Origin of the sequence: Gulosibacter sp. 10 (assembly GCF_900163695.1) — a bacterium.
In the GTDB taxonomy this organism is placed as follows: Bacteria; Actinomycetota; Actinomycetes; order Actinomycetales; family Microbacteriaceae; genus Gulosibacter.
The window spans coordinates 53,003-72,864 of record NZ_FUIC01000027.1 but is presented as its reverse complement, the minus strand read 5'-3'; the positions used below and the strand labels follow the sequence as shown (position 1 = coordinate 72,864).

Below are 19,862 nucleotides of genomic sequence, written 5' to 3'. Positions count from 1 at the left end.
AGCGAGTAGCCTTGAGGGCATGACGCCTCATTCCAATGGCCCCGAAACGAACGGTTCCGCCTCCGAGGCGCCCGATGCCACCCCCAAATTCGCAGAACTCGGCTTGAGCGCACCCGTGCTCGAAGCGATCAGCGCGATCGGCTACGAGCGCCCGTCCCCCATCCAGGCGGCGACCATCCCGACCCTCCTCGAGGGCCGGGATGTCGTCGGCCTCGCGCAGACCGGCACCGGCAAGACCGCCGCGTTCGCGCTGCCCGTGCTCTCTCGCATCGAGCCCGGCCAGCGCGCGCCGCAGGCGCTCGTGCTCTCCCCGACCCGAGAGCTCGCGCTGCAGGTGGCGGAGGCGTTCGAGAGCTTCGCGTCAAAGCTCCCCGACGTCCGCCTGCTGCCCATCTACGGCGGCCAGGCCTACGGCGGCCAGCTCTCGGCCCTGCGCCGCGGCGTGGATGTCGTGGTCGGCACGCCCGGCCGCATCATGGACCACCTCAAGCGGGGCACCCTCGACCTCACCCAGCTCCGCTTCCTCGTGCTCGACGAGGCCGACGAGATGCTGAAGATGGGCTTCGCGGAGGACGTCGAGACCATCCTCGCGGACACGCCCGCCGAGAAGCAGGTCGCCCTGTTCTCCGCCACCATGCCGCCGCAGATCCGCCGCATCTCGCAGAAGTACCTCAACGACGCCGCCGAGATCACGGTCAAGTCGAAGACCACCACCTCCTCGAACATCGAGCAGCGCTACCTGATCGTCTCCTACCAGCAGAAGGTCGACGCCCTCACGCGCATCTTCGAGGTCGAGGAGTTCGAGGGCATGATCGTCTTCGTGCGCACCAAGAGCGAGACGGAGCAGCTCGCCGAGAAGCTCCGCGCCCGCGGGTTCTCTGCGGGATCGCTCAACGGCGACGTGCCGCAGGCCCAGCGCGAGCGGCTCGTCGACAATCTCAAGTCGGGCCGGCTCGACGTGCTCGTCGCCACCGACGTCGCGGCGCGCGGCCTCGACGTGGAGCGCATCACGCACGTCGTGAACTTCGACATCCCCACCGACCCGGAGTCCTACGTGCACCGCATCGGCCGCACGGGCCGCGCGGGCCGTTCGGGCATCGCCATCAGCTTCGTCACCCCGCGCGAGCGGCGCCTGCTCAACCACATCGAGCGCACCACCCGGCAGCCCATGACCGAGGTGCAGCTGCCCTCGGTCGCAGACATCAACGAGACGCGGCTCACCAGGTTCGACGACGAGATCACCAAGGCGCTCGAGCAGACCGAGCGCGTCTCCGCCTTCCGCGACATCATCGACCACTACGTGCGCCACCACGACGTGCCCGAGCTCGACGTCGCCGCCGCCCTCGCGGTGGTCGGCCAGGGCGAGGACCGCCTGCTGCTCGACCCCCAGAAGGACGAGCTGCGGACCTCGGGCCGGGGCGAGCGCCGCGGCGAGGACCGCGAGCGCGGGCCCCGCCGCGAGCGGAGCTCCGAGGGCCTGACGGGCTACCGCATCGAGGTCGGCAAGCGCGACGGCGCGATGCCGGGCCGCATCGTCGGCGCCCTGGCGAACGAGGGCGGCCTCTCGCGCGAGCAGATCGGCTCGATCAAGATCTTCCCGAGCTTCTCGATCGTCGAGCTGCCCGAGAACCTCGACCGGTCGGTGCTCGACCGGCTGCGGAACACGCAGGTCGGCGGGCGCGACATCGACATCAAGCCGGACAAGGGCGGCCGGGGGCGCGGCGGGCGGAACGACGACCGCGGCGGCTACCGGGGAGGCCGCGGCGGCTACGACCGCGACGACCGCCGGGGCCGCGGCGGCTACGACCGCGGCGGACGCGGCGGCTACGACCGCGATGACCGCGGCGGACGGGGCCGGCGCGACGACTGGGACGGCGGCGGGCGGAAGCCCTTCAAGCGCTACTAGCTCGGAAGGCGTCCCAACCGGCCGGTCCGGCGCCCCTCCTCGGAGGCGCGCCGGACCGGCCGTCGGTTTTCTTCGCGCCGCGACGTGTGCTTCCCTGTGCTGATGGCATCGGACGGGAACACGAGGACCCTTCGGCGGGCGCGGATCGGCGCAACCGCCGCGTTCATGGTGAACGGCGCCATGCCCGCGACCCTGCTCGCCCGCTACGCGGAGGTCAAGGAGACGTTCGGGCTCACGACGGGCGCGTTCGGCCTCGTCGTGGTGGCGACAACGATCGGCATGGCCGCCGTCCTCCACCTCCCCGGCGTCCTGCTGCGGCGGTTCGGGGCGCGCGCCGTGACGGTGCTCGGCACCGGCGGCATCGCCCTCGCCTTCGTCCTCGCGGCCGTGGGCGTCCTGACGCTGCAGCTCTGGGTCTTCGTCCTCGGCCTCCTCCTCGCCGGATTCCTCGACTCGACCGTCGACGTCGCCCAGAACGCGCAGGGGCTCCGCGTCCAGGAGGAGCTGGGGCGATCCGTGCTCACCTCGATGCACGCGGGCTGGAGCATCGGCGCCGCCGCGGGCGGCGCGGTCGGCACCCTCGCGGCCACGCTCGGCGTGCCGCTCGTCCTCCACCTGCTCGTGTGGGGCGCCTTCCTCACGGCGACCGTCGCGATCGCCGGCACCGCCTTCATCCCCGCCGATCGGGGCGAGGACGAGGAGCGGCCCGGCAGGGTGCCCGCCTCGGCGTGGCGGTTCCTCATCCCGCTGTCGCTGGTCGCGATCGCGGGCATCACCGTCGAGGACATCGGCAACAACTGGTCCGCGGTGCTGCTGAGCGGCGAGCGCGGCATCGAGCCCGCCTCGGCGGGCATCGGGCTCACCGTGCTGCTCGCCGCCCAGTTCGCGGGCCGGCTGCTCGGCGACGCCGTCATCAACGCCTTCGGCGCGAACCGCACGATCGTCGCGAGCCTCATCGGCATCCTCCTCGGCGTGGGCCTCGTGGCCTGGGCGCCCGACGCGGCGCTCACGCTCGTCGGCTTCGCGATCGCGGGGTGCAGCAGCGCCGTGACCGTCCCCCTCGCCTTCGCGAAGGCGGACGCCGTGCCGGGCATCCGCGAGCACACGGGCGTCACGCTCGTGGCCTGGACGATGCGGCTCGGGCTGATCGCGCTGACCCCCTCGATCGCCGGGCTCGGCGACCTGTTCACCCTGCCGATCGCACTGAGCATCATCGCGCTCGTGCCGTTCGCCGCGCTCGTGCTGCGGCTCGCCATGCCCGACGGGGATCGCGCATACACTCGTTCCTCATGAGCGACACCTCGGTCCACATCGCCGACAGCCACAACGTCATCCGCGTCATCGGCGCACGGGAGAACAACCTCAAGAACATCAGCGTCGACATCCCCAAGCGGCGGCTCACCGTCTTCACCGGCGTCTCCGGCTCCGGCAAGAGCTCGCTCGTCTTCGGCACGATCGCCGCCGAGTCGCAGCGCATGATCAACGAGACCTACAGCGCCTTCCTCCAGGGGTTCATGCCCTCGCTCGCCCGCCCGGAGGTCGATCGGCTCGAGGGCCTCACGACCGCCATCATCGTCGACCAGGAACGGCTCGGCGCGAACCCCCGCTCGACGGTCGGCACCGCCACCGACGTGAACGCGATGCTGCGCATACTCTTCAGCCGTCTCGCGCAGCCGCAGATCGGCGGGCCGCAGGCGTACTCCTTCAACGTCCCCTCGGTGCAGGCCAGCGGCGCGATCACCGTCAAGCGCGGCAACACGATCGCCGAGAAGGCCACCTTCGAGCAGACCGGCGGCATGTGCCCCCGCTGCGAGGGCATGGGCGTGATCAACGACATCGACCTGGGCGAGATCTACGACGAGGACCTGAGCCTGCGCGAGGGCGCGATCAAGGTGCCCGGCTACACCGCCGACGGCTGGTACGTGAAGCTCTTCGCCGCCTCCGGGTTCATGGACCCGGGCAAGCCCATCAAGCGCTATACGAAGCGCGAGCTCCACGACTTCCTCTACAAGGAGCAGGTCAAGGTGAGGCTCGAGGGGGCGAACATGACCTACGAGGGGCTCATCCCGAAGATCCAGAAGTCGATGCTGCAGAAGGACCGCGACTCGATGCAGCCGCACATCCGCGCCTTCGTCGACCGCGCCGTGACGTTCACCGCCTGCCCCGACTGCGAGGGCACCCGGCTCGCGGAGGGGGCCCGCGAGTCCCGGATCGACGGCACGAGCATCGCGGACGCGTGCCGCATGCAGATCACCGAGCTCGCGGAGTGGGTGCGCGGCATCGACGAGCCCGGGCTCGCCCCGCTGCTCGAGAGCATCGCGGACACCCTCGACTCCTTCATCGACATCGGCCTCGGGTACCTCTCGCTCGACCGCCCCGCCGGCACGCTCTCCGGCGGCGAGGCGCAGCGCACCAAGCTCATCCGCCATCTGGGCTCGGCCCTGACCGATGTCACCTACGTGTTCGACGAGCCCACGATCGGCCTGCACCCGCACGACATCCAGCGGATGAACGAGCTCCTGCTGCAGCTGCGCGACAAGGGCAACACCGTGCTCGTGGTCGAGCACAAGCCCGAGACGATCGCGATCGCCGACCACGTGGTGGACCTCGGCCCGCGCGCGGGCGCCGCCGGCGGCGAGATCACCTTCGAGGGCTCGGTCGCCGCGCTCCGCGGGAGCGGCACCCTGACCGGAGCCCACCTCGCCTACCGCGCCTCGCTCAAGGAGGAGGTCCGCGCGCCCCGCGGCCGCGTCGAGATCCGGGACGCGCACTCGCACAACCTGCGGCACGTGGACGTGGACGTGCCCCTCGGGGTGCTCTGCGTCGTGACCGGCGTCGCGGGCTCCGGCAAGAGCTCCCTCGTCGAGGGCTCGCTGCCCGCCGCGATCGGGGAAGGCGAGGAGCTCATCGCCATCGACCAGAGCGCGATCCGGGGCTCGCGCCGCAGCAACCCCGCCACCTACACGGGGCTCCTCGACCCCATCCGCAAGGCCTTCGCCAAGGCCAACGGCGTCAAGCCCGCGCTGTTCAGCGCCAACTCGGCCGGCGCCTGCCCGGCCTGCAAGGGGCTCGGCCTCGTCTTCACCGAGCTCGGCGTCATGGCCACCGTCTCGAGCATCTGCGAGGAGTGCGGCGGCAAGCGCTTCCAGGCCGAGGTGCTCGAGTACACGCTCGGAGGCCTCGACATCAGCGAGGTGCTCGGGCTCTCCGTCTCTCGCGCCCGCGAATTCTTCGCCGAGGGCGAGGCCCGCACCCCGGCCGCCTCGAAGGTCCTCGACCGGCTCGAGGACGTGGGGCTCGGCTACCTCACGCTCGGGCAGCCCCTCTCGACGCTCTCCGGCGGCGAGCGGCAGCGCATCAAGCTCGCCACCCGGATGGGTGGGAAGGGCGGCGTCTACGTGCTCGACGAGCCCACCACCGGCCTCCACCTCGCGGACGTCGAGCAGCTGCTGGCGCTGCTGGACCGGCTGGTGGACGCCGGCAAGTCGGTCGTCGTGATCGAGCACCACCAGGCGGTCATGGCCCATGCCGACTGGATCATCGACCTCGGCCCCGGGGCCGGGAGCGAGGGCGGCCGCGTGGTCTTCGAGGGCACCCCGCGAGCGCTCGTGGCGGAGGCGGGCACGCTCACCGGGCGGCACCTGCGGGAGTACGTCTCGGCCCCCTGAGCGGTTCTCCCACCTCCCGTCCGGGCGATTCCCCGCCCGCGCTCCTAGCCTGAGGGCGCGGGCGCGGCGCCCGCGCCGCTGCGAGCGAAGGAGCCATCATGCAGTTCATCACGCCGAACATCTGGTGCGACGGCGATGCCGAGGAGGCGGTGGACTTCTACCTCGGCGCCTTCCCAGAGGCCGTCAGGACCTCGATATCCCACTACCCGTCCGAGGGGCTGCCGGAGTTCCAGCGGAGCATGGCGGGCGAGGTGCTGACCATCGGGTTCCAGATCGCCGACACAGAGTTCATCGCGATCAACGCGGGCGACGAGTTCCGGCCGAACCCCGCGATCTCGTTCACGGTGAACGTCGACCCCTCGGCGCGGGCGGACGCCCGCGGGCACATCGAGCGGCTCTGGGAGCGGCTCGGCGAGGGCGGCGAGGTCCTCATGCCCCTCGACGCGTACCCCTTCTCGGAGCTGTACGGCTGGGTGCAGGACCGCTTCGGCACGAGCTGGCAGCTCCTCCTCTCGCAGCCGACCGGGGAGCTCCAGCCGGTGATCATCCCCACGTTCATGTTCGGCGGCCCCGTCGTCAATCGGGCCCGCGCGGCGATGGAGCGCTGGACCGGGATCTTCCGCGACTCCCGGATGGGCGCCGTCGCCGAGTACCCCGAGCAGACGGGGCCGGCCTCCCCCGGGTCCGTCATGCACGGCCGCTTCGTGCTCGGCGGCGGCCATTTCGCCGCGATGGACAGCGGCGTCGAGCAGGGCTTCACCTTCACCGAGGGCGTCTCCCTGCAGGTGAACTGCCGGGATCAGGCCGAGATCGACCGGTACTGGCACGCCCTCTCGGCCGTCCCCGACGCGGAGGCGTGCGGCTGGTGCAAGGACGAGTTCGGGGTGAGCTGGCAGATCGTCCCCGAGGACATGGACGACCTCATGACCCGGCCGCGCGCGTACGAGACGCTCATGACGATGCGCAGGATCGAGATCGCGCGCTTCTCCTGATCGCCGGCCTCCGCCCGCGTCCGGCGGCTTCGGTGTAGGTTCGCGGTATGGCACATGCATCGGGGCGGACCGGGACGCGGAGCCGGGGCCGGACGTGGGCGCGCGTGCTCGTCCCCGCCCTCCTCATCCTCCTGTGGCTGGCGGGGGCGGGCGTCGGCGGGCCGTATTTCGGCAAGGTGTCCGAGGTCTCCTCGAACGATCAGACCGCCTATCTGCCCGATTCGGCCGACGCGACGCGGGTGCAGCTGCTGCTGCCGGAGTTCAGCGACTCGGACGCGATCCCCGCCGTGGTCGTGTTCGTCGGCGAGGAGGCCCTCGACGACGAGGCGCTCGACGCGATCGGCGCGGCCGTGGACCGCGCCGCCGAGATCGACGGCGTCGCGGCGGACGTCTCCCCCGTGCTCCCCTCCGAGGACGGCCTCGCGGCGCAGGCCTTCCTCCCCATCGACTCGGACGCGGAGATCGGCGACGTGGTCGCCGCCGTGCACGACGCCCTGAACGCCGATCTGCCCGAGGGCGTCGCCGCCTCGGTGACCGGCCCCGCGGGGTTCAGCGCCGATCTCATCGCCGGCTTCGCCGGCATCGACGGCCTGCTGCTGGGCGTCGCGCTCCTCGCCGTGCTCGTCATCCTCGTCCTCGTCTACCGCTCGCTGCTGCTGCCCATCGCCGTGCTGTCGACCAGCATGTTCGCGCTCTGCGTCGCGCTGCTCACGGTCTGGTGGCTCGCGAAGGCCGAGGTGCTGCTGCTGAGCGGGCAGACGCAGGGCATCCTCTTCATCCTCGTGATCGGCGCGGCCACCGACTACTCGCTGCTCTACGTCGCGAGATACCGGGAGGAGCTCCGCCAGACCACCGACAAGGGCCTCGCCACGAGGAACGCCGTGCGCGGCACGCTCGAGCCGATCCTCGCCTCGGGCGGCACCGTGATCGCCGGCCTGCTGTGCCTGCTGCTCAGCGACCTCAAGTCGAACTCCACGCTCGGCCCCGTGGCCTCGATCGGCATCGTCTTCGCGATGCTCGCGGCCCTGACCCTCCTGCCGTCGATCCTCTTCCTCTTCGGCCGTGCCGCGTTCTGGCCCCGCCGGCCGGAGTACCGGCCGCAGGCCGATCCCCACGCCGTCGCCGACCGCGGGCTGTGGGCGCGCACCGCGCGGCTCATCAGCGCCCGGCCGCGCGTCGTGTGGCTCGCCACGAGCGGCGTGCTCGTGCTCGGCGCCCTCGCGGCGACCCAGCTCGACGCCGACGGCGTCCCCCAATCGGACCTCGTACTCGGCGAGTCCGAGGCCCGCGACGGCCAGGTCGCCCTCGGCGAGCACTTCCCCCAGGGCTCCGGGAGCCCGGTCTACGTGCTCCTCCCCGAGTCGGAGCTCGACGACGCCGCGCAGCTGCTCCTCGGCCACGAGGGGCTCGACGCGGTCTCGATCGCCGCGGCGGACTCGCCGAGCGGCACCGCCCCGGTGACGGAGGCCGGCATCGAGGCGGCCGGCCCGCCGGGGACGCCGGCCCCCGAGCCGACCGTCGTCGACGGCCAGGTGCTGCTGCAGGCCACGCTCGCGGACGCCGCCGACTCGGATGCGGCGGCCGACACCGTGCGCGCGCTCCGCGCCGAGCTCGCCGGCACGAGCCCCGACGCGCTCGTGGGCGGGGTGACGGCCACCGCGGTGGACACGAACGACGCCTCGATCCACGACCGGAACCTCATCATCCCGATCGTGCTCGTGGTGATCACGCTCATCCTCATGCTGCTGCTGCGCGCGCTGGTGGCGCCGGTGCTGCTCATCCTCACGACCGTGCTGTCCTTCGGCACCGCGATGGGCGTCTCGGCGCTCGTCTTCAACGGCGTCCTCGACCTCCCCGGCGCCGATCCCGCCGTACCCCTCTACGGCTTCGTGTTCCTCGTCGCGCTGGGCATCGACTACAACATCTTCCTCATGACGCGGGTGCGCGAGGAATCGCTCGAGCACGGCACCCGACAGGGCGTCCTGCGCGGGCTCACCATCACGGGAGGGGTGATCACCTCGGCCGGCGTCGTGCTCGCGGCGACCTTCGCCGCGCTCTCGGTGATCCCGATCCTGTTCCTGGTGCAGCTCGCCTTCATCGTGGCTTTCGGCGTGCTGCTCGACACGTTCGTCGTGCGGACCCTGCTCGTGCCCGCCCTCGTCTACGATCTCGGCCGGCGGGCCTGGTGGCCCTCGCGGCTCGCGCGCCGGTCGACGCCCTGACGGGCGCCCCGGCTACCGCTCGATGCGCTCGACGAAGGGCTGGAGCTCGCGGATGATCGGCGACACCTTCTCGTCGTACCGCGCCAGCACCTCGTCGGGCGAGATCTGGTGCCGCACCACGAGGATGCGCACGAACGCCGTGAAGGTGCCGGTCACCGCGCCTGCGACGGTCTCGGGCAGCAGGTCGTCCTCGGCCGGCTCGGAGCGCACCCGGATGAAGCGCGCCATGAGCTGCGTCCATCGCGCCCAGTGCTCCGCCGCGACCGCCTGCTGGTCCGGGGCGCTCTGGAAGCGCAGCCGGCGCAGCCACACCCCGGCGATGTCGACCTCCGAGGTGAGCGCGGCGCGCAGCGCGTCGTCGATGGCCGCGGTCACGGGCCTGTCCTCCGGCTGGTCCGCGAGGCCCTCGCGGATGCGCTCGACGTGCTCGTCGAAGGGCCGCCAGAGGATCTCGTTCTTCGAGGCGAAGTAGCGGAAGAAGCTCGTCTTGCTCATCTCGCACGCCTCGGCGATGTCGACGACGGTCGTGTTCTCGACGCCGCGCTCCTCGAACAGTGCGAGCGCGGTCTCCTCGACCGCTTCATGCGTGGTGACTGGGGGACGGCCTCGACCTCTGGTGCTCATTACGACAGAGTAACGATCTGCCCCTGGAGGTTCCTGGGGCTTGCATCCGCATCGCATGCGGACTACCGCTCCGTTCAGCCGGGGCGGTTCGCCGCCGTGTTGATGACCGGCGTGACCGTCTGGTCGGAGGTGAGCACGACGAGCATGTTCGACACGATCTCCGCGCGCCGGTCCGCGTCGAGCGCCACGGTGCCGTCGTCCTCGAGCCGCTGCACGGCCTGCTGCACCATCGTCACGGCGCCCTCCACGATGCGCTCGCGCGCCGCGATCACCGCCGAGGCCTGCTGGCGCTGCAGCATCGACTGCGCGATCTCCGGCGCGTAGGCGAGGGAGGAGATCCGGGCCTCGACGACCTCGAGGCCCGCGATGCCGATCCGCGCCGCGACCTCCTCGGCGATCTCGCGCGAGATCAGCTCGGCCGAGCCCCGCAGCGAGGTCTCCCCCGGGCCGGGGTCGTCGTAGGGGTGGGTCGAGGCCACGTGCCGCAGCGCGGACTCGGACTGCACCGCCACGAACTGCTGGAAGTGCTCGACCGAGAAGACGGCGCGGGCGGTGTCCGCCACCCGCCACACGATGATCGCGGCGATGTTGATGGGATTGCCGTCGGCGTCGTTCACCTTGAGCTCGTGCGTCTCGAAGTTCCGCACCTTCACCGACACCGGGCGCTTGCGCGTGAGCGGCACGGTCATGCGCAGCCCCTCGGCGCGGATGGTGCCGATGTAGGAGCCGAAGAACTGGACGACCTTGGAGTCGCCCGGGCCGTTGATCGTGAGGCTCTGCAGCAGCAGCCATCCCAGCACGAAGAGCAGGATGCCCAGGACGATCGCCAGGACGCCGCCGCCGCTGCCCCCGCCCGGCGCGGAGTCGCCGGCGGCCCGGGCGCCGTTGAACCCGACGACGACCCCCACGACCATGAGCCCGAGGCCGATGAGCAGGCCCAGCAGGCCGTTGATCGAGATCGCCCGGCGCTCGCGGATGCCGTCCTCCGGCCGGCGGTTCGGGGCCTGCGGGGCTGGCCCGCCTACGGCCGGCGGCCGGCCTCCGCCGACCGGCTCGGCGGGGAAGCCCTGCGGGCCGCGCGGGGGCTGCCCGGGAACGCCCCCGGCGGCCGGACGCGGCGACCCGGCGTTCGCGAACGGCTGCGGGCCCTGCCCCGGCCGGCCCTGGAACTGCGGGTGCGGCTGCTGCGGATTCGGCGGCTGCGAGTTCGGATTCATACCCGACATCCTCGCAGTTCCGCCGTGGGCGGCGCATGCATCCACAGGTCCGGCCGGTGTGGATGGGCGCCGCGCCGCGCCCGGAAGGACCGTACGCTGAACGGCATGGACAGCGATCTCATCACCGGCGAGGACGGCGCCGCCCGCTGCGGCTGGGCGGGCAGGACGCCCGACTACACGCGATATCACGACGAGGAATGGGGGCATCCGGTGCACGGCGACGCCGCGCTCTTCGAGCGCCTCGTGCTCGAGGGCTTCCAGGCGGGGCTCTCGTGGATCACGGTGCTGCGCAAGCGGCCCCGGTTCCGCGCCGTGTTCGACGGATTCGATCCGCGCGCGGTGGCCGGCTACACGGACGCCGACGTCGAGCGCCTGCTCGCCGACGCGGGCATCATCCGCAACCGGCAGAAGATCCTCGCCGCGATCACCAACGCCGGGCTCGTCGCGGAGATGGCGCCCGGCGGGTTCGACGAGCTGCTCTGGTCATTCGCCCCCGCCGCCGCGCCGCGGCCGCGCTCCCTGCGGGAGGTGCCCGCGATCACGCCGGAGTCCACGGCGATGAGCGCCGCGCTCCGCGCGCGCGGATTCCGGTTCGTCGGCCCGACCACGATGTACGCGCTCATGCAGGCCACCGGGATGGTCGACGATCACCTCGCCGGCTGCTGGCGCGCGGAGGCGTCGGCGCGCACCTCGTAGACCACCCGGGCGAACTGGCCCACGGCCCTCGCCTCCACGAGCCGGAGCCGGTCGGCGCCGACCCGGCGCGGCAGGAGCGGAGCACCCGCCGGCAGCGCCGCGGGCGCGATCGAGAGCGCCAGCACGTCGAGGGCGTCCGCGTCGAGGAACTGGCCCAGGAGATCGCCGCCGCCGAGCAGCCAGACGTCGCCGCCCCCGGCCGCGGCGCGGATCGCCGGCAGCCGCCCCTCCACCGGCCCGGACACCAGCCGGACGTCGAGTCCCGGGGGCGTCTCGAGCGCGCGGCTCGTGAACACGAACAGCACCGCCCGGCCGTAGCTCTCGCGCCACCGCTCGGGATGTTCGAGCAGCTCGAGCTGCGCGACCATCCACTCGTAGGTCGTCGAGCCCGCCACGAGCACCGTCGCGTCCGTCGGCAGCCCGATCCCGGGGTCGGGCTCCGCGCCCTGCTCGACCTCGAACAGCCAGTCGAGCGAGTCCCGCTCGTCGGCGATCCAGCCGTTGATCGTCGTCGCCGCGTCGAAGATGATGCGTCCCATGCCGTCACGATAGCGCCCGTCGCCGGATGGGATCCGGGGCGCGGGTCTATCATCGCCGGATGGCAGATATACCCCGGATCGAACTCAACGACGGCAACAGCATCCCCCAGCTCGGCTACGGCGTCTTCCAGGTGCCGCCCGAGGAGACGGAGCGGCACGTGAGCCGCGCCCTCGAGATCGGCTACCGGCACATCGACACCGCCGCGATCTACGGGAACGAGGAGGGCGTCGGCCGCGCGATCGCGAGCAGCGGCATTCCGCGCGACGAGCTCTTCATCACCACCAAGCTCTGGAACGACCGCCACGAGGGCGAGGAGCCCCGGGCCGCGACCGAGGAGAGCCTCGAGCGGCTCGGCCTCGAACAGGTCGACCTCTACCTCGTGCACTGGCCGACGCCCCGGCGGAGCAATCACGTGCAGGCGTGGACCTCGCTCGTGGGGCTGCGCGACGCTGGCCTCGCCCGCAGCATCGGCGTGTCCAACTTCGAGCCGGAGCACCTCGACGACATCCTCGCGGCCACGGGCGTGGTGCCGGCCGTGAACCAGGTCGAGCTCCATCCCGCGCACGGGCAGCGCGCGGTCAAGGAGTGGTGCGCGAGGCACGGCGCGCGCGTCGAGGCGTGGGGACCGCTCGGCCAGGGCAAGTACGACCTGTTCGGCGAGCCCGCGGTGGCCGAGGCGGCCGCGGCCCACGGCATCACCCCGGCGCAGGCCGTCATCCGCTGGCACCTGCAGCACGGCCACATCGTGTTCCCGAAGTCGGTCCGGGAGGAGCGCCTGCGGGAGAACCTCGAGGTCTTCGACTTCGCGCTCGACGACGCGGAGGTCGCGGCGATCGACGCGCTCGATCCGCTCGACGGCACGGGCCGCGTCGGCTCCAGCCCCTACGACGTGCACTAGCGACGGCGAGGGGCCGGCGCCGCGATGCTTGATCGCGGCGCCGGCCCCTCGCTGTTTTTCAGCCCGTTCTCCCCCGGTTCGCGTCCCGGCATTCCGAACACCTTCCGGTTAGGCTAGCCTTGCCTAGCCAATGCTCAGTGATGCGCGAATCCGGCCCTTCCACGGCCACGCGAATCCCTCGCCGCCGCGGTGCCGGCCTTCGACGCATCGTCGACCCCCGAAAGGACGATCATGAACCGTTCGCGCTCCACGCGCTCCCGACTGCTGGCCGGGCTCGCCGCGCTCTCCGTCGGCGCCCTCGCGCTCGCCGGCTGCGCCTCCGACGCCGCGCCCGAATCCACCGGCGAGGGCGATGCCTCCTCGACCGACGGCGGCACCTGGCCCCGCACCTTCGAGAACGCGGACGGCACCACCACCGAGATCCCCGAGCAGCCGCAGAACATCGTCTCGACCTCCGTCTCGGTCTCGGGCACGCTGCTCGCGATCGACGCGCCGCTGGTCGCCTCGGGCACCGACGCCGCCGGCGACTTCTTCGCCCAGTGGGCGGACGTCGCCGAGGAGCAGGGCGTGGAGAACCTGTGGTCGGCGGGCGAGGTCGACATCGAGGCGGCCTACGCCTACGACGCGGACCTCATCGTGGTCGCCGCGACCGGCGCCGACTCCGTCGCCGACCAGGTCGCCGAGCTGCAGCAGATCGCGCCGACGATCGTCGTCGACTACGGCGCGCAGACCTGGCAGGACCTCGCGGTCGAGCTCGGCGAGGCCACCGGCCTCGAGGAGCAGGCGCAGGCGAGCATCGACGAGTTCGACGCCTACGTCGAGGACGCCGCCTCGAGCATCACCGTGCCCGAGGGCCAGGCGAACATCGTCTCCTACAACGGCCCCAGCGAGGGCAACCCCATCGGCCGCGCCGAGGGCCCGCACGGGCAGCTGCTCGCCCAGCTCGGCTTCGAGATCGAGGAGCCGAACCCCGACTGGCACACCCAGCCGCAGGAGCGAGAGGACTTCGTCTTCGCCTCCTACGAGAACCTCACCGAGCTCACCGCCGACACCACATTCATCCTGAGCCAGGACGACGAGGGCGCGAAGGCGTTCGTGGAGGACCCGACCCTCGCCAATCTGCCCTCCGTGCAGGACGGGCAGGTGTACGGCCTCGGGCTGAACTCCTTCCGCATCGACAAGTACAGCGCCACGGAGATCGTCGACAGCGTTGTCAACCACTTCGGCAACTAGTCGGCGCGGCGGCGCCGGGTCCGCCCGGCGCCGCCCCGCCCCGTCGTCCTCCCCCGTCACCGCGCGGATGCGCCGTCGGCGCCGGCTCGGAGTCGTCCCCCTCGTCATCGCGATCGCGGTGACGATGTTCTTCAGCGCCTGCATCGGCGTCCGCGAGATCGCGCTCGCCGACACCTGGCAGGCGATCTTCGCGTTCGACCCGGAGGATTCCGCGCACCTGCTGGTGTTCCATCAGCGGATCCCGCGCGCCCTGCTCTCGGTGGTCGTCGGGCTCGCGCTCGGGGTCGCGGGCGTGATCATGCAGTCGCTCACCCGCAATCCGCTGGCCGAGCCCGGGATCCTCGGCGTCAACGGCGGCGCCGCCCTCGCGATCGCGACGGGCATCTCGTTCTTCGGCATCGCCAACGTCTTCGGGTACATGCTGCTCGGCTTCGTCGGCGCGGCCGCGGCGGGCGTCGCGGTGTACCTGCTCGGCGGCGTGCGCCGCGGCACGAATCCCGTGCGCCTGGTGCTGGCCGGGGCCGCGTTCTCGGTCGTGATGACGGCGCTCACCCAGTTCGTGCTCGTGAACGGCCCCGAGGACGTCTTCGACCGGTACCGGCACTGGATGGTCGGCTCCCTCGCCGGCCGCGGCTACGACGTGCTCGCCGCGGTGGCCCCGGTCGTCGCGCTCGGCCTGGTCGCCGCCTTCTTCCTCTCGCGGGCGCTCGATGCCGCGATGCTCGGCGAGGACCTCAGCAAATCCCTGGGCGGCAACCCCTCGCGCGTCTGGGCCCTCTCGGGGGTCGTCGTGATCGTCCTCGCGGGCGCCGCCACCGCAGCCGCCGGCCCCATCGCCTTCCTCGGGCTCGCCGCGCCCCACCTCGCGCGGCTCATCGTCGGGGTCGACCACCGCTGGGTGCTGCCCTACTCCGCGCTCATCTCCGCCTTCCTGCTCGTGTTCGCGGACACGCTGGGGCGCGCCCTGCCCGTCGCGGGCGAGGTGAGCGTCGGCATCATGGTCGCGCTGCTGGGAGGCCCCTTCTTCGTCTACCTCGTCCGCCGCCGCAGGATGGTGCAACTGTGACCCGAACCGAAGCCCCGCCCCGCCGCGCCGTCTGGCGCACCCGGCGCTTCTCCGTGCTCGTCTCGCCGCGGCTCGTCGCCGTCACCGCGGTGCTGCTCGCGCTGCTGCTCGTCCTCGGCGTCTTCGCCATGACCGTCGGCAGCCTCGACATCTCCATGGGCGACGTGCTCTCGGCGCTCTTCGGCGGCGAGGACGGGCGCAATACGCACGTGGTGCAGAACCTGCGCCTCCCCCGCGTGCTCACCGCGATCTTCGCCGGCGCCGCGCTGGGGGTCTCCGGCGCCGTCTTCCAGTCGGTCTCGCGCAACGCCCTCGGCTCGCCGGACATCATCGGCTTCACGACCGGCGCCGCCACGGGCGCGATCACGCAGATCGTGATCTTCCAGGGCACCCCGCTCGAGATCGCCCTGAGCGCGGTCGCGGGCGGCATCCTCACCGCCGCCGCCGTGTACCTGCTCTCCCGCAAGGGCGGGGTGACGGGCGGCTACCGGCTCGTGCTCGTGGGCATCGGGGTCGGCGCGGTGCTCGGCGCGCTCAACGGGCTCATGCTCGTGCTGGGCGAGCTCGACAACGCCATCGCCGCGAACCTCTGGCTCTCCGGCTCGCTCGACGCCCGCAACTGGGGCCACGCCCTGCCCGTCATGATCGGCGTGGTCCTCATCGTGCCGTTCATCGGCGCGCTCGGGCGCCGCGCCTCCCTCATGGAGATGGGCGACGACCTCTCGCAGCAGCTCGGCGTGCGCGTCGAGCGGACCAGGCTGCTGCTCATGCTCGCCGCCGTGGTGCTCGCCGGGCTCGCCACGGGCGCGGCCGGCCCGATCGCGTTCATCGCGCTCGCGGCGCCGCAGCTCGTCATCCGCCTCTCGCGCTCGCGGTCCATGCCGGTGTTCAGCGCCGGGGCGATGGGCGCCGCGATGCTCCTCGTCGCCGACCTCATCGGCCAGCTGCTGCCGGTCACCGCGACGCTGCCGATCGGCCGCATCACCGGCATCATCGGCGGCTTCTACCTCATCTGGCTCCTGACCCGCTCCAAGCAGGTCTGACATGCAAGGATCCCCAATGCCATCCCCCTCCTCGCTCCACGCCGAGCGCGTCACGCTCTCCTACGACGCCCGCGAGATCGCGCGCGATCTCACCGTCTCGATCCCCGAGGGCGAGGTCACGATCATCATCGGCCCGAACGCGTGCGGCAAGTCGACCCTCCTGCGCGCGCTCTCGCGCCTGCTCGTCCCCGATGCCGGGCGCGTCCTGCTCGGCGGGGAGGACGTCCGCTCGCTGGCCCCGAAAACGCTCGCGAAGCGCCTCGGACTGCTCCCCCAGTCCTCGACGGCGCCGTTCGGCATCACCGTCGCGGATCTCGTCGCCCGCGGCAGGTTCCCGCATCAGCGGATGCTGCAGCAGTGGTCGCAGGACGACGAGCGCGCCGTGGACCTCGCGATGCGCTCGACTGGCGTGATCGACCTCGCGGACCGCGCCGTCGAGGAGCTCTCCGGCGGGCAGCGGCAGCGGGTCTGGATCGCGATGCTGCTGGCGCAGGACACCCCGACGATGCTCCTCGACGAGCCGACCACGTTCCTCGACATCGCCCATCAGCTCGACGTGCTCGAGCTCTGCCGGCGCCTCAACCGCGAGGAGTCGCGCACCATGGTGCTCGTGCTGCACGACCTGAACCAGGCCGCCCGGTACGCCGATCATCTCGTCGTGATGAAGGACGGCGCGCTCGCCGCGAGCGGCCGGCCCGAGGAGGTGCTCACCGAGCCCCTGCTCGAGGACGTCTTCGGCCTCACCGCCCGGGTGCTCAGCGATCCCGTGTTCGAGACGCCGATGGTCGTGCCGATCGCCAGCAGCACCGCGGCCCCCTCCTCGTGACGGCCGCGGACGGCGTCCCGGCGGCTCGCGAGCGCGCCGTCATCGGCCTCTCGCTCTCGCCCACCTGGCTGAAGGGCGACGCCTGGCGGCGCCGGGACAGCGGCGTCGAGACGATGTTCTCGCTCGAGTTCCCGCTGCGGGCGGCGAGACTCGCCGAGGCCGCCGGGCTCGACTTCGTGTTCCGCCCGGACGCGATCGTGCTCGATCCCGCCCCGATGTCCCGCGAGCCGGGGTTCGCCTCGCTCGACCCGATCGTCGTGATGAGCGCGCTCGCCGCGACGACCTCCCGGATCGGCCTCGTCCCCACGCTCTCCTCGACGTTCGCGCAGGCGTACTCCGCCGCCCGGCAGCTGCAGTCGCTCGACCGGCTCTCCGAGGGCCGGACCGGTTGGAACGTCGTCACCTCGCTCGCCGATCCCGGCCGCTTCCCCGACGTCCCGCCGGTCGATGACCCGTACCGCCGGGCCGAGGAGTTCGTCGCGGCCGTCGAGGAGCTGCGGGCCACCTTCCCCGCCGGCGTGCTCCGGCTCAACCGGGAGTCGGGCGAGTTCGCCGACCCCGGCGCGGTGCGCACGGCGGAGCCCCACGGGCCGTTCCGCGCGACCGGCCCGCTCACCGCGCCGGCGTTCGAGGAGTCGGCGCTGCCGCTCCTCCACGCCGGGGGCTCCGCGGCCTCGCTGGCATTCGCCGCGCGCCGCGCCGATGCGATCTTCGCCATGACCGCGGAGCCCGAGGACGGCATCCGGCTCCGTCGCGAGGCCGCCCGGCTCGCCGCCGCGGCCGGGCGCCCCTCGCCCCGCATCCTGCCCGGGCTCTCGCTCTGGCTGGCCGAGACGCGGCAGGAGGCCCGGGAGTCGGCGGAGCGCAGCGGGATCCGCGCGCCCGCTCACGTCCGGCACTGGACCGTCGCCGACACCCCGCGCGCCGCCGCGGATCGCATCCTCGAGCGGCTCGACGCGGGCGCGGCCGACGGCGTCATCGCCCTGCCCATGGGCTCCTGGCGCTCCCTCGAGCTCTTCGCCGAGGAGGTCGTCCCGGCCCTCGTCGCCGCCGGACGATTCCCCGCCGGATACGGGCCCGGCACGCTCGCGAGCCGGCTCCGCGCCGACGACCGGTAGCCCCGGCCGCCCGAACCCGACCATCCCCGAACCGCATCGCCAGAGAAGGAGCATCCCCGATGTCCGCAGCACGAACCGCACCGCAGCACGGCGCCCGCCGCGATCCCACCATGCCGCCGCACTCGATCCGCCCGTGGCCGCTGCCCGTGGCCGAATCGCCGCGCGTCGAGGCGGTGCGGGCCGAGCTCGCCGTGATCGCCGGCCCGGAGGAGCGCGAGCGGCGGGCGGCGGAGCTCGCGACGGCCCTGCGCGCCCAGGGGACCCCGCTCGTCGAGCCGGCCGCGGGGGACGACGGCGAGGTCCTCGTCACCTTCCTCTGGCACGGCGAGGCGCCCCACGGAGTCCTGCTGTTCGCCAACAAGATCAGCGACATCCTCGACCCGGCCGATACCGCCCTCGCGCCGATCGCGGAGACCCGGCTGCACTCGCTGACGCTCGAGCTGCCGTCCGCCTGGCTCGGCACGTATCAGTTCGTCCTCCCCGATTCGCCGCTGCCCGCGCCGCGGCTCCACGCGCCGGTCGACATGGCGCTCGCGGCCGGGCTGCGCGCCCGGCTCGTCGAGGATCCGCACGCGCGCGAGTACGCGCCGAACAAGCTCGGCCCCGTGCGCCTGGCCGTCGGCCGCGGGCCGGGCGCCCCGGAGCTGCGCCTCGCCGAGCGCGCCGAGCTCGACGGGCCCGTGCGCATCCCGAGCCCCTCGAACGGCGAGCCGCTCGCGCTGCACCGCTGGTCGCATCCCCGCGCGACCCCGGAGTCGCCCGCCGTGCTGCTCCTCGACGGCGAGGTGTGGCACGAGCAGTACCCGATCGTCGCGGAGCTCGAGCGACGCATCGATGCGGGCGGCTGCGAGCCGGTCCACGTGCTCCTGCTGGAGTCCGGCGGCCCCCGGCAGCGGACGGTCGACTACACGGCCGACGCCGAGGCGATGCGCGCGCTGCTCGAAGCGGTGCGCGCGGCGGGAGCCCCGCGGAGCGCCGGCCTCATCCTCGCGGGGCAGAGCCTCGGCGGGCTCTTCACCGCGCTCGCCGCGACCCGCGACCCCGACCTCGTGCTGGCCGGGGTCGCGCAGTCCCCGTCGTTCTGGTGGCCCAACAGCGGCCGGTTCGGCGAGGGCCGGGGCACCTGGTTCGGCGAGCGCGCCGCCGCGGCACGGCCCTCCCCGCTCGTCCTCCAGGGCGGAGTGCTCGAATGGGACCTGTTCCGGGATATCCGCCAGGCCGCCGAGCTGCTGCGCGTGCAGGGCGGCCTGCTCTCCTTCGACACCGCCGTCGGCGGGCACGACGCGCACTGGTGGCAGGCGCTGCTCCCCGATGGGCTCGTCCGGGCGATCGACGCCGCGGCGGGGCGCTGAGGCGCCCCCCTGCCGAACGGCCGCGGCTCAGTCCTCGGGCTGCGCTTCGCCGAGCAGCTCCGCCCGGATCCGATCCAGGTCGCGCTCGTCCTGCGCGAGCAGGCGGTCGAGCTCGCGGCGCTCGCGCTTGGTGGGACGGCCGGCCCCGCGCTCGCGGATGGCCGGCGGCCGGCGCAGCTCGCGCGGCGGCAGCGGCGCGGAGCGGTCCTCGTAGGCCGTCGCGGCGACGGGCGCGCCGACCCGCTTCTGCAGCAGCGCCTTGACCACGAGGATGCGGTCGAAGCCGTCGATGCGCACGCGCACCCGGTCCCCGATGCGCACACCGTACGAGGCCTTGACGTGGTTGTCGTTCACCCGCACCTTGCCGCCGCGCACGGCGGCGGTGGCGGCCGACCTGGTCTTGTAGACGCGCACCGACCAGAGCCACGCATCGATTCGCACGCTGTCCGTCATGATGCGTC

General features: G+C 72.7%; 17 protein-coding genes. 13 read left to right on the top strand and 4 right to left on the bottom strand.

Annotated elements, in window-relative coordinates; all coding sequences use genetic code 11:
* The first annotated feature begins 19 nt into the window (after positions 1-19).
* The 5 genes from FM112_RS10620 (at position 20) to FM112_RS10600 (ending at position 8,788) form a co-directional block, all read left to right on the top strand.
* Positions 20-1,906 (top strand): DEAD/DEAH box helicase, encoded by a 1,887-nt coding sequence (locus tag FM112_RS10620; protein ID WP_087007308.1) that lies wholly within the window; start codon positions 20-22, stop codon positions 1,904-1,906.
* A gap of 102 nt (positions 1,907-2,008) precedes the next feature.
* Positions 2,009-3,199 carry an MFS transporter gene (locus FM112_RS10615; protein ID WP_140400657.1) on the top strand — a complete coding sequence of 397 codons (1,191 nt, stop codon included), beginning with the start codon at positions 2,009-2,011 and terminating at the stop codon, positions 3,197-3,199.
* Positions 3,196-5,574: an excinuclease ABC subunit UvrA gene (locus FM112_RS10610; protein ID WP_087007303.1), complete on the top strand. Its 2,379-nt coding sequence runs from the start codon at positions 3,196-3,198 to the stop codon at positions 5,572-5,574. The genes FM112_RS10615 and FM112_RS10610 overlap by 4 nt, the downstream gene beginning before the upstream one ends.
* A 98-nt stretch (positions 5,575-5,672) precedes the next feature.
* The gene (locus tag FM112_RS10605) at positions 5,673-6,566 is read left to right on the top strand and encodes a VOC family protein (protein ID WP_087007300.1); all 894 of its coding nucleotides are present in this window, start codon (positions 5,673-5,675) and stop codon (positions 6,564-6,566) included.
* 47 nt (positions 6,567-6,613) lie between these two features.
* Positions 6,614-8,788, top strand: coding sequence for an efflux RND transporter permease subunit (locus FM112_RS10600; protein WP_087007298.1), 2,175 nt, complete (start codon positions 6,614-6,616; stop codon positions 8,786-8,788).
* Positions 8,789-8,800: 12 nt separating this feature from the next.
* Here the strand turns inward: FM112_RS10600 and FM112_RS10595 are convergent, their stop codons facing one another.
* Complete coding sequence (locus tag FM112_RS10595) at positions 8,801-9,412, bottom strand: TetR/AcrR family transcriptional regulator (RefSeq protein ID WP_176386785.1); 612 nt, start codon at positions 9,410-9,412, stop codon at positions 8,801-8,803.
* Positions 9,413-9,486: 74 nt separating this feature from the next.
* Complete coding sequence (locus FM112_RS10590) at positions 9,487-10,629, bottom strand: SPFH domain-containing protein (protein ID WP_254910452.1); 1,143 nt, start codon at positions 10,627-10,629, stop codon at positions 9,487-9,489.
* 105 nt (positions 10,630-10,734) lie between these two features.
* Between FM112_RS10590 and FM112_RS10585 the strand changes: the two genes are divergently transcribed.
* Positions 10,735-11,325 carry a DNA-3-methyladenine glycosylase I gene (locus FM112_RS10585; protein WP_087007295.1) on the top strand — a complete coding sequence of 197 codons (591 nt, stop codon included), beginning with the start codon at positions 10,735-10,737 and terminating at the stop codon, positions 11,323-11,325.
* Here the strand turns inward: FM112_RS10585 and FM112_RS10580 are convergent.
* Positions 11,277-11,864, bottom strand: a complete 588-nt coding sequence (locus tag FM112_RS10580) for a dihydrofolate reductase family protein (RefSeq protein WP_087007293.1) — start codon at positions 11,862-11,864, stop codon at positions 11,277-11,279. The genes FM112_RS10585 and FM112_RS10580 overlap by 49 nt on opposite strands.
* Positions 11,865-11,923: 59 nt before the next feature.
* Here FM112_RS10580 and FM112_RS10575 point away from each other — a divergent pair, with 59 nt between their 5' ends.
* The 7 genes from FM112_RS10575 (at position 11,924) to FM112_RS10545 (ending at position 19,401) form a co-directional block, all read left to right on the top strand.
* Entirely contained in the window at positions 11,924-12,763 is an 840-nt protein-coding gene (locus FM112_RS10575) for an aldo/keto reductase (RefSeq protein WP_087007291.1), read from the top strand.
* 231 nt (positions 12,764-12,994) lie between these two features.
* Positions 12,995-13,996, top strand: a complete 1,002-nt coding sequence (gene fepB / locus FM112_RS10570; protein WP_087007289.1) for a Fe2+-enterobactin ABC transporter substrate-binding protein — start codon at positions 12,995-12,997, stop codon at positions 13,994-13,996.
* On the top strand, positions 13,974-15,062 hold the full coding sequence (locus tag FM112_RS10565) for an iron ABC transporter permease (protein ID WP_217874520.1): 1,089 nt from the start codon (positions 13,974-13,976) through the stop codon (positions 15,060-15,062). Before fepB ends, FM112_RS10565 begins: the two co-directional genes overlap by 23 nt.
* Complete coding sequence (locus tag FM112_RS10560) at positions 15,059-16,105, top strand: iron chelate uptake ABC transporter family permease subunit (RefSeq protein WP_087007287.1); 1,047 nt, start codon at positions 15,059-15,061, stop codon at positions 16,103-16,105. Before FM112_RS10565 ends, FM112_RS10560 begins: the two co-directional genes overlap by 4 nt.
* Positions 16,106-16,121: 16 nt before the next feature.
* The gene (locus FM112_RS10555) at positions 16,122-16,931 is read left to right on the top strand and encodes an ABC transporter ATP-binding protein (protein ID WP_087007285.1); all 810 of its coding nucleotides are present in this window, start codon (positions 16,122-16,124) and stop codon (positions 16,929-16,931) included.
* A complete protein-coding gene (locus FM112_RS10550) occupies positions 16,928-18,049 on the top strand; it encodes an LLM class flavin-dependent oxidoreductase (protein WP_087007283.1) in 1,122 nt (373 codons plus the stop codon). Before FM112_RS10555 ends, FM112_RS10550 begins: the two co-directional genes overlap by 4 nt.
* A 59-nt stretch (positions 18,050-18,108) precedes the next feature.
* On the top strand, positions 18,109-19,401 hold the full coding sequence (locus tag FM112_RS10545) for an alpha/beta hydrolase-fold protein (protein WP_087007281.1): 1,293 nt from the start codon (positions 18,109-18,111) through the stop codon (positions 19,399-19,401).
* Positions 19,402-19,428: 27 nt separating this feature from the next.
* On the opposite strand, the gene FM112_RS10540 is transcribed toward FM112_RS10545, so the two are convergent.
* Positions 19,429-19,854 carry an RNA-binding S4 domain-containing protein gene (locus tag FM112_RS10540; RefSeq protein ID WP_087007278.1) on the bottom strand — a complete coding sequence of 142 codons (426 nt, stop codon included), beginning with the start codon at positions 19,852-19,854 and terminating at the stop codon, positions 19,429-19,431.
* Positions 19,855-19,862 lie beyond the last annotated feature (8 nt).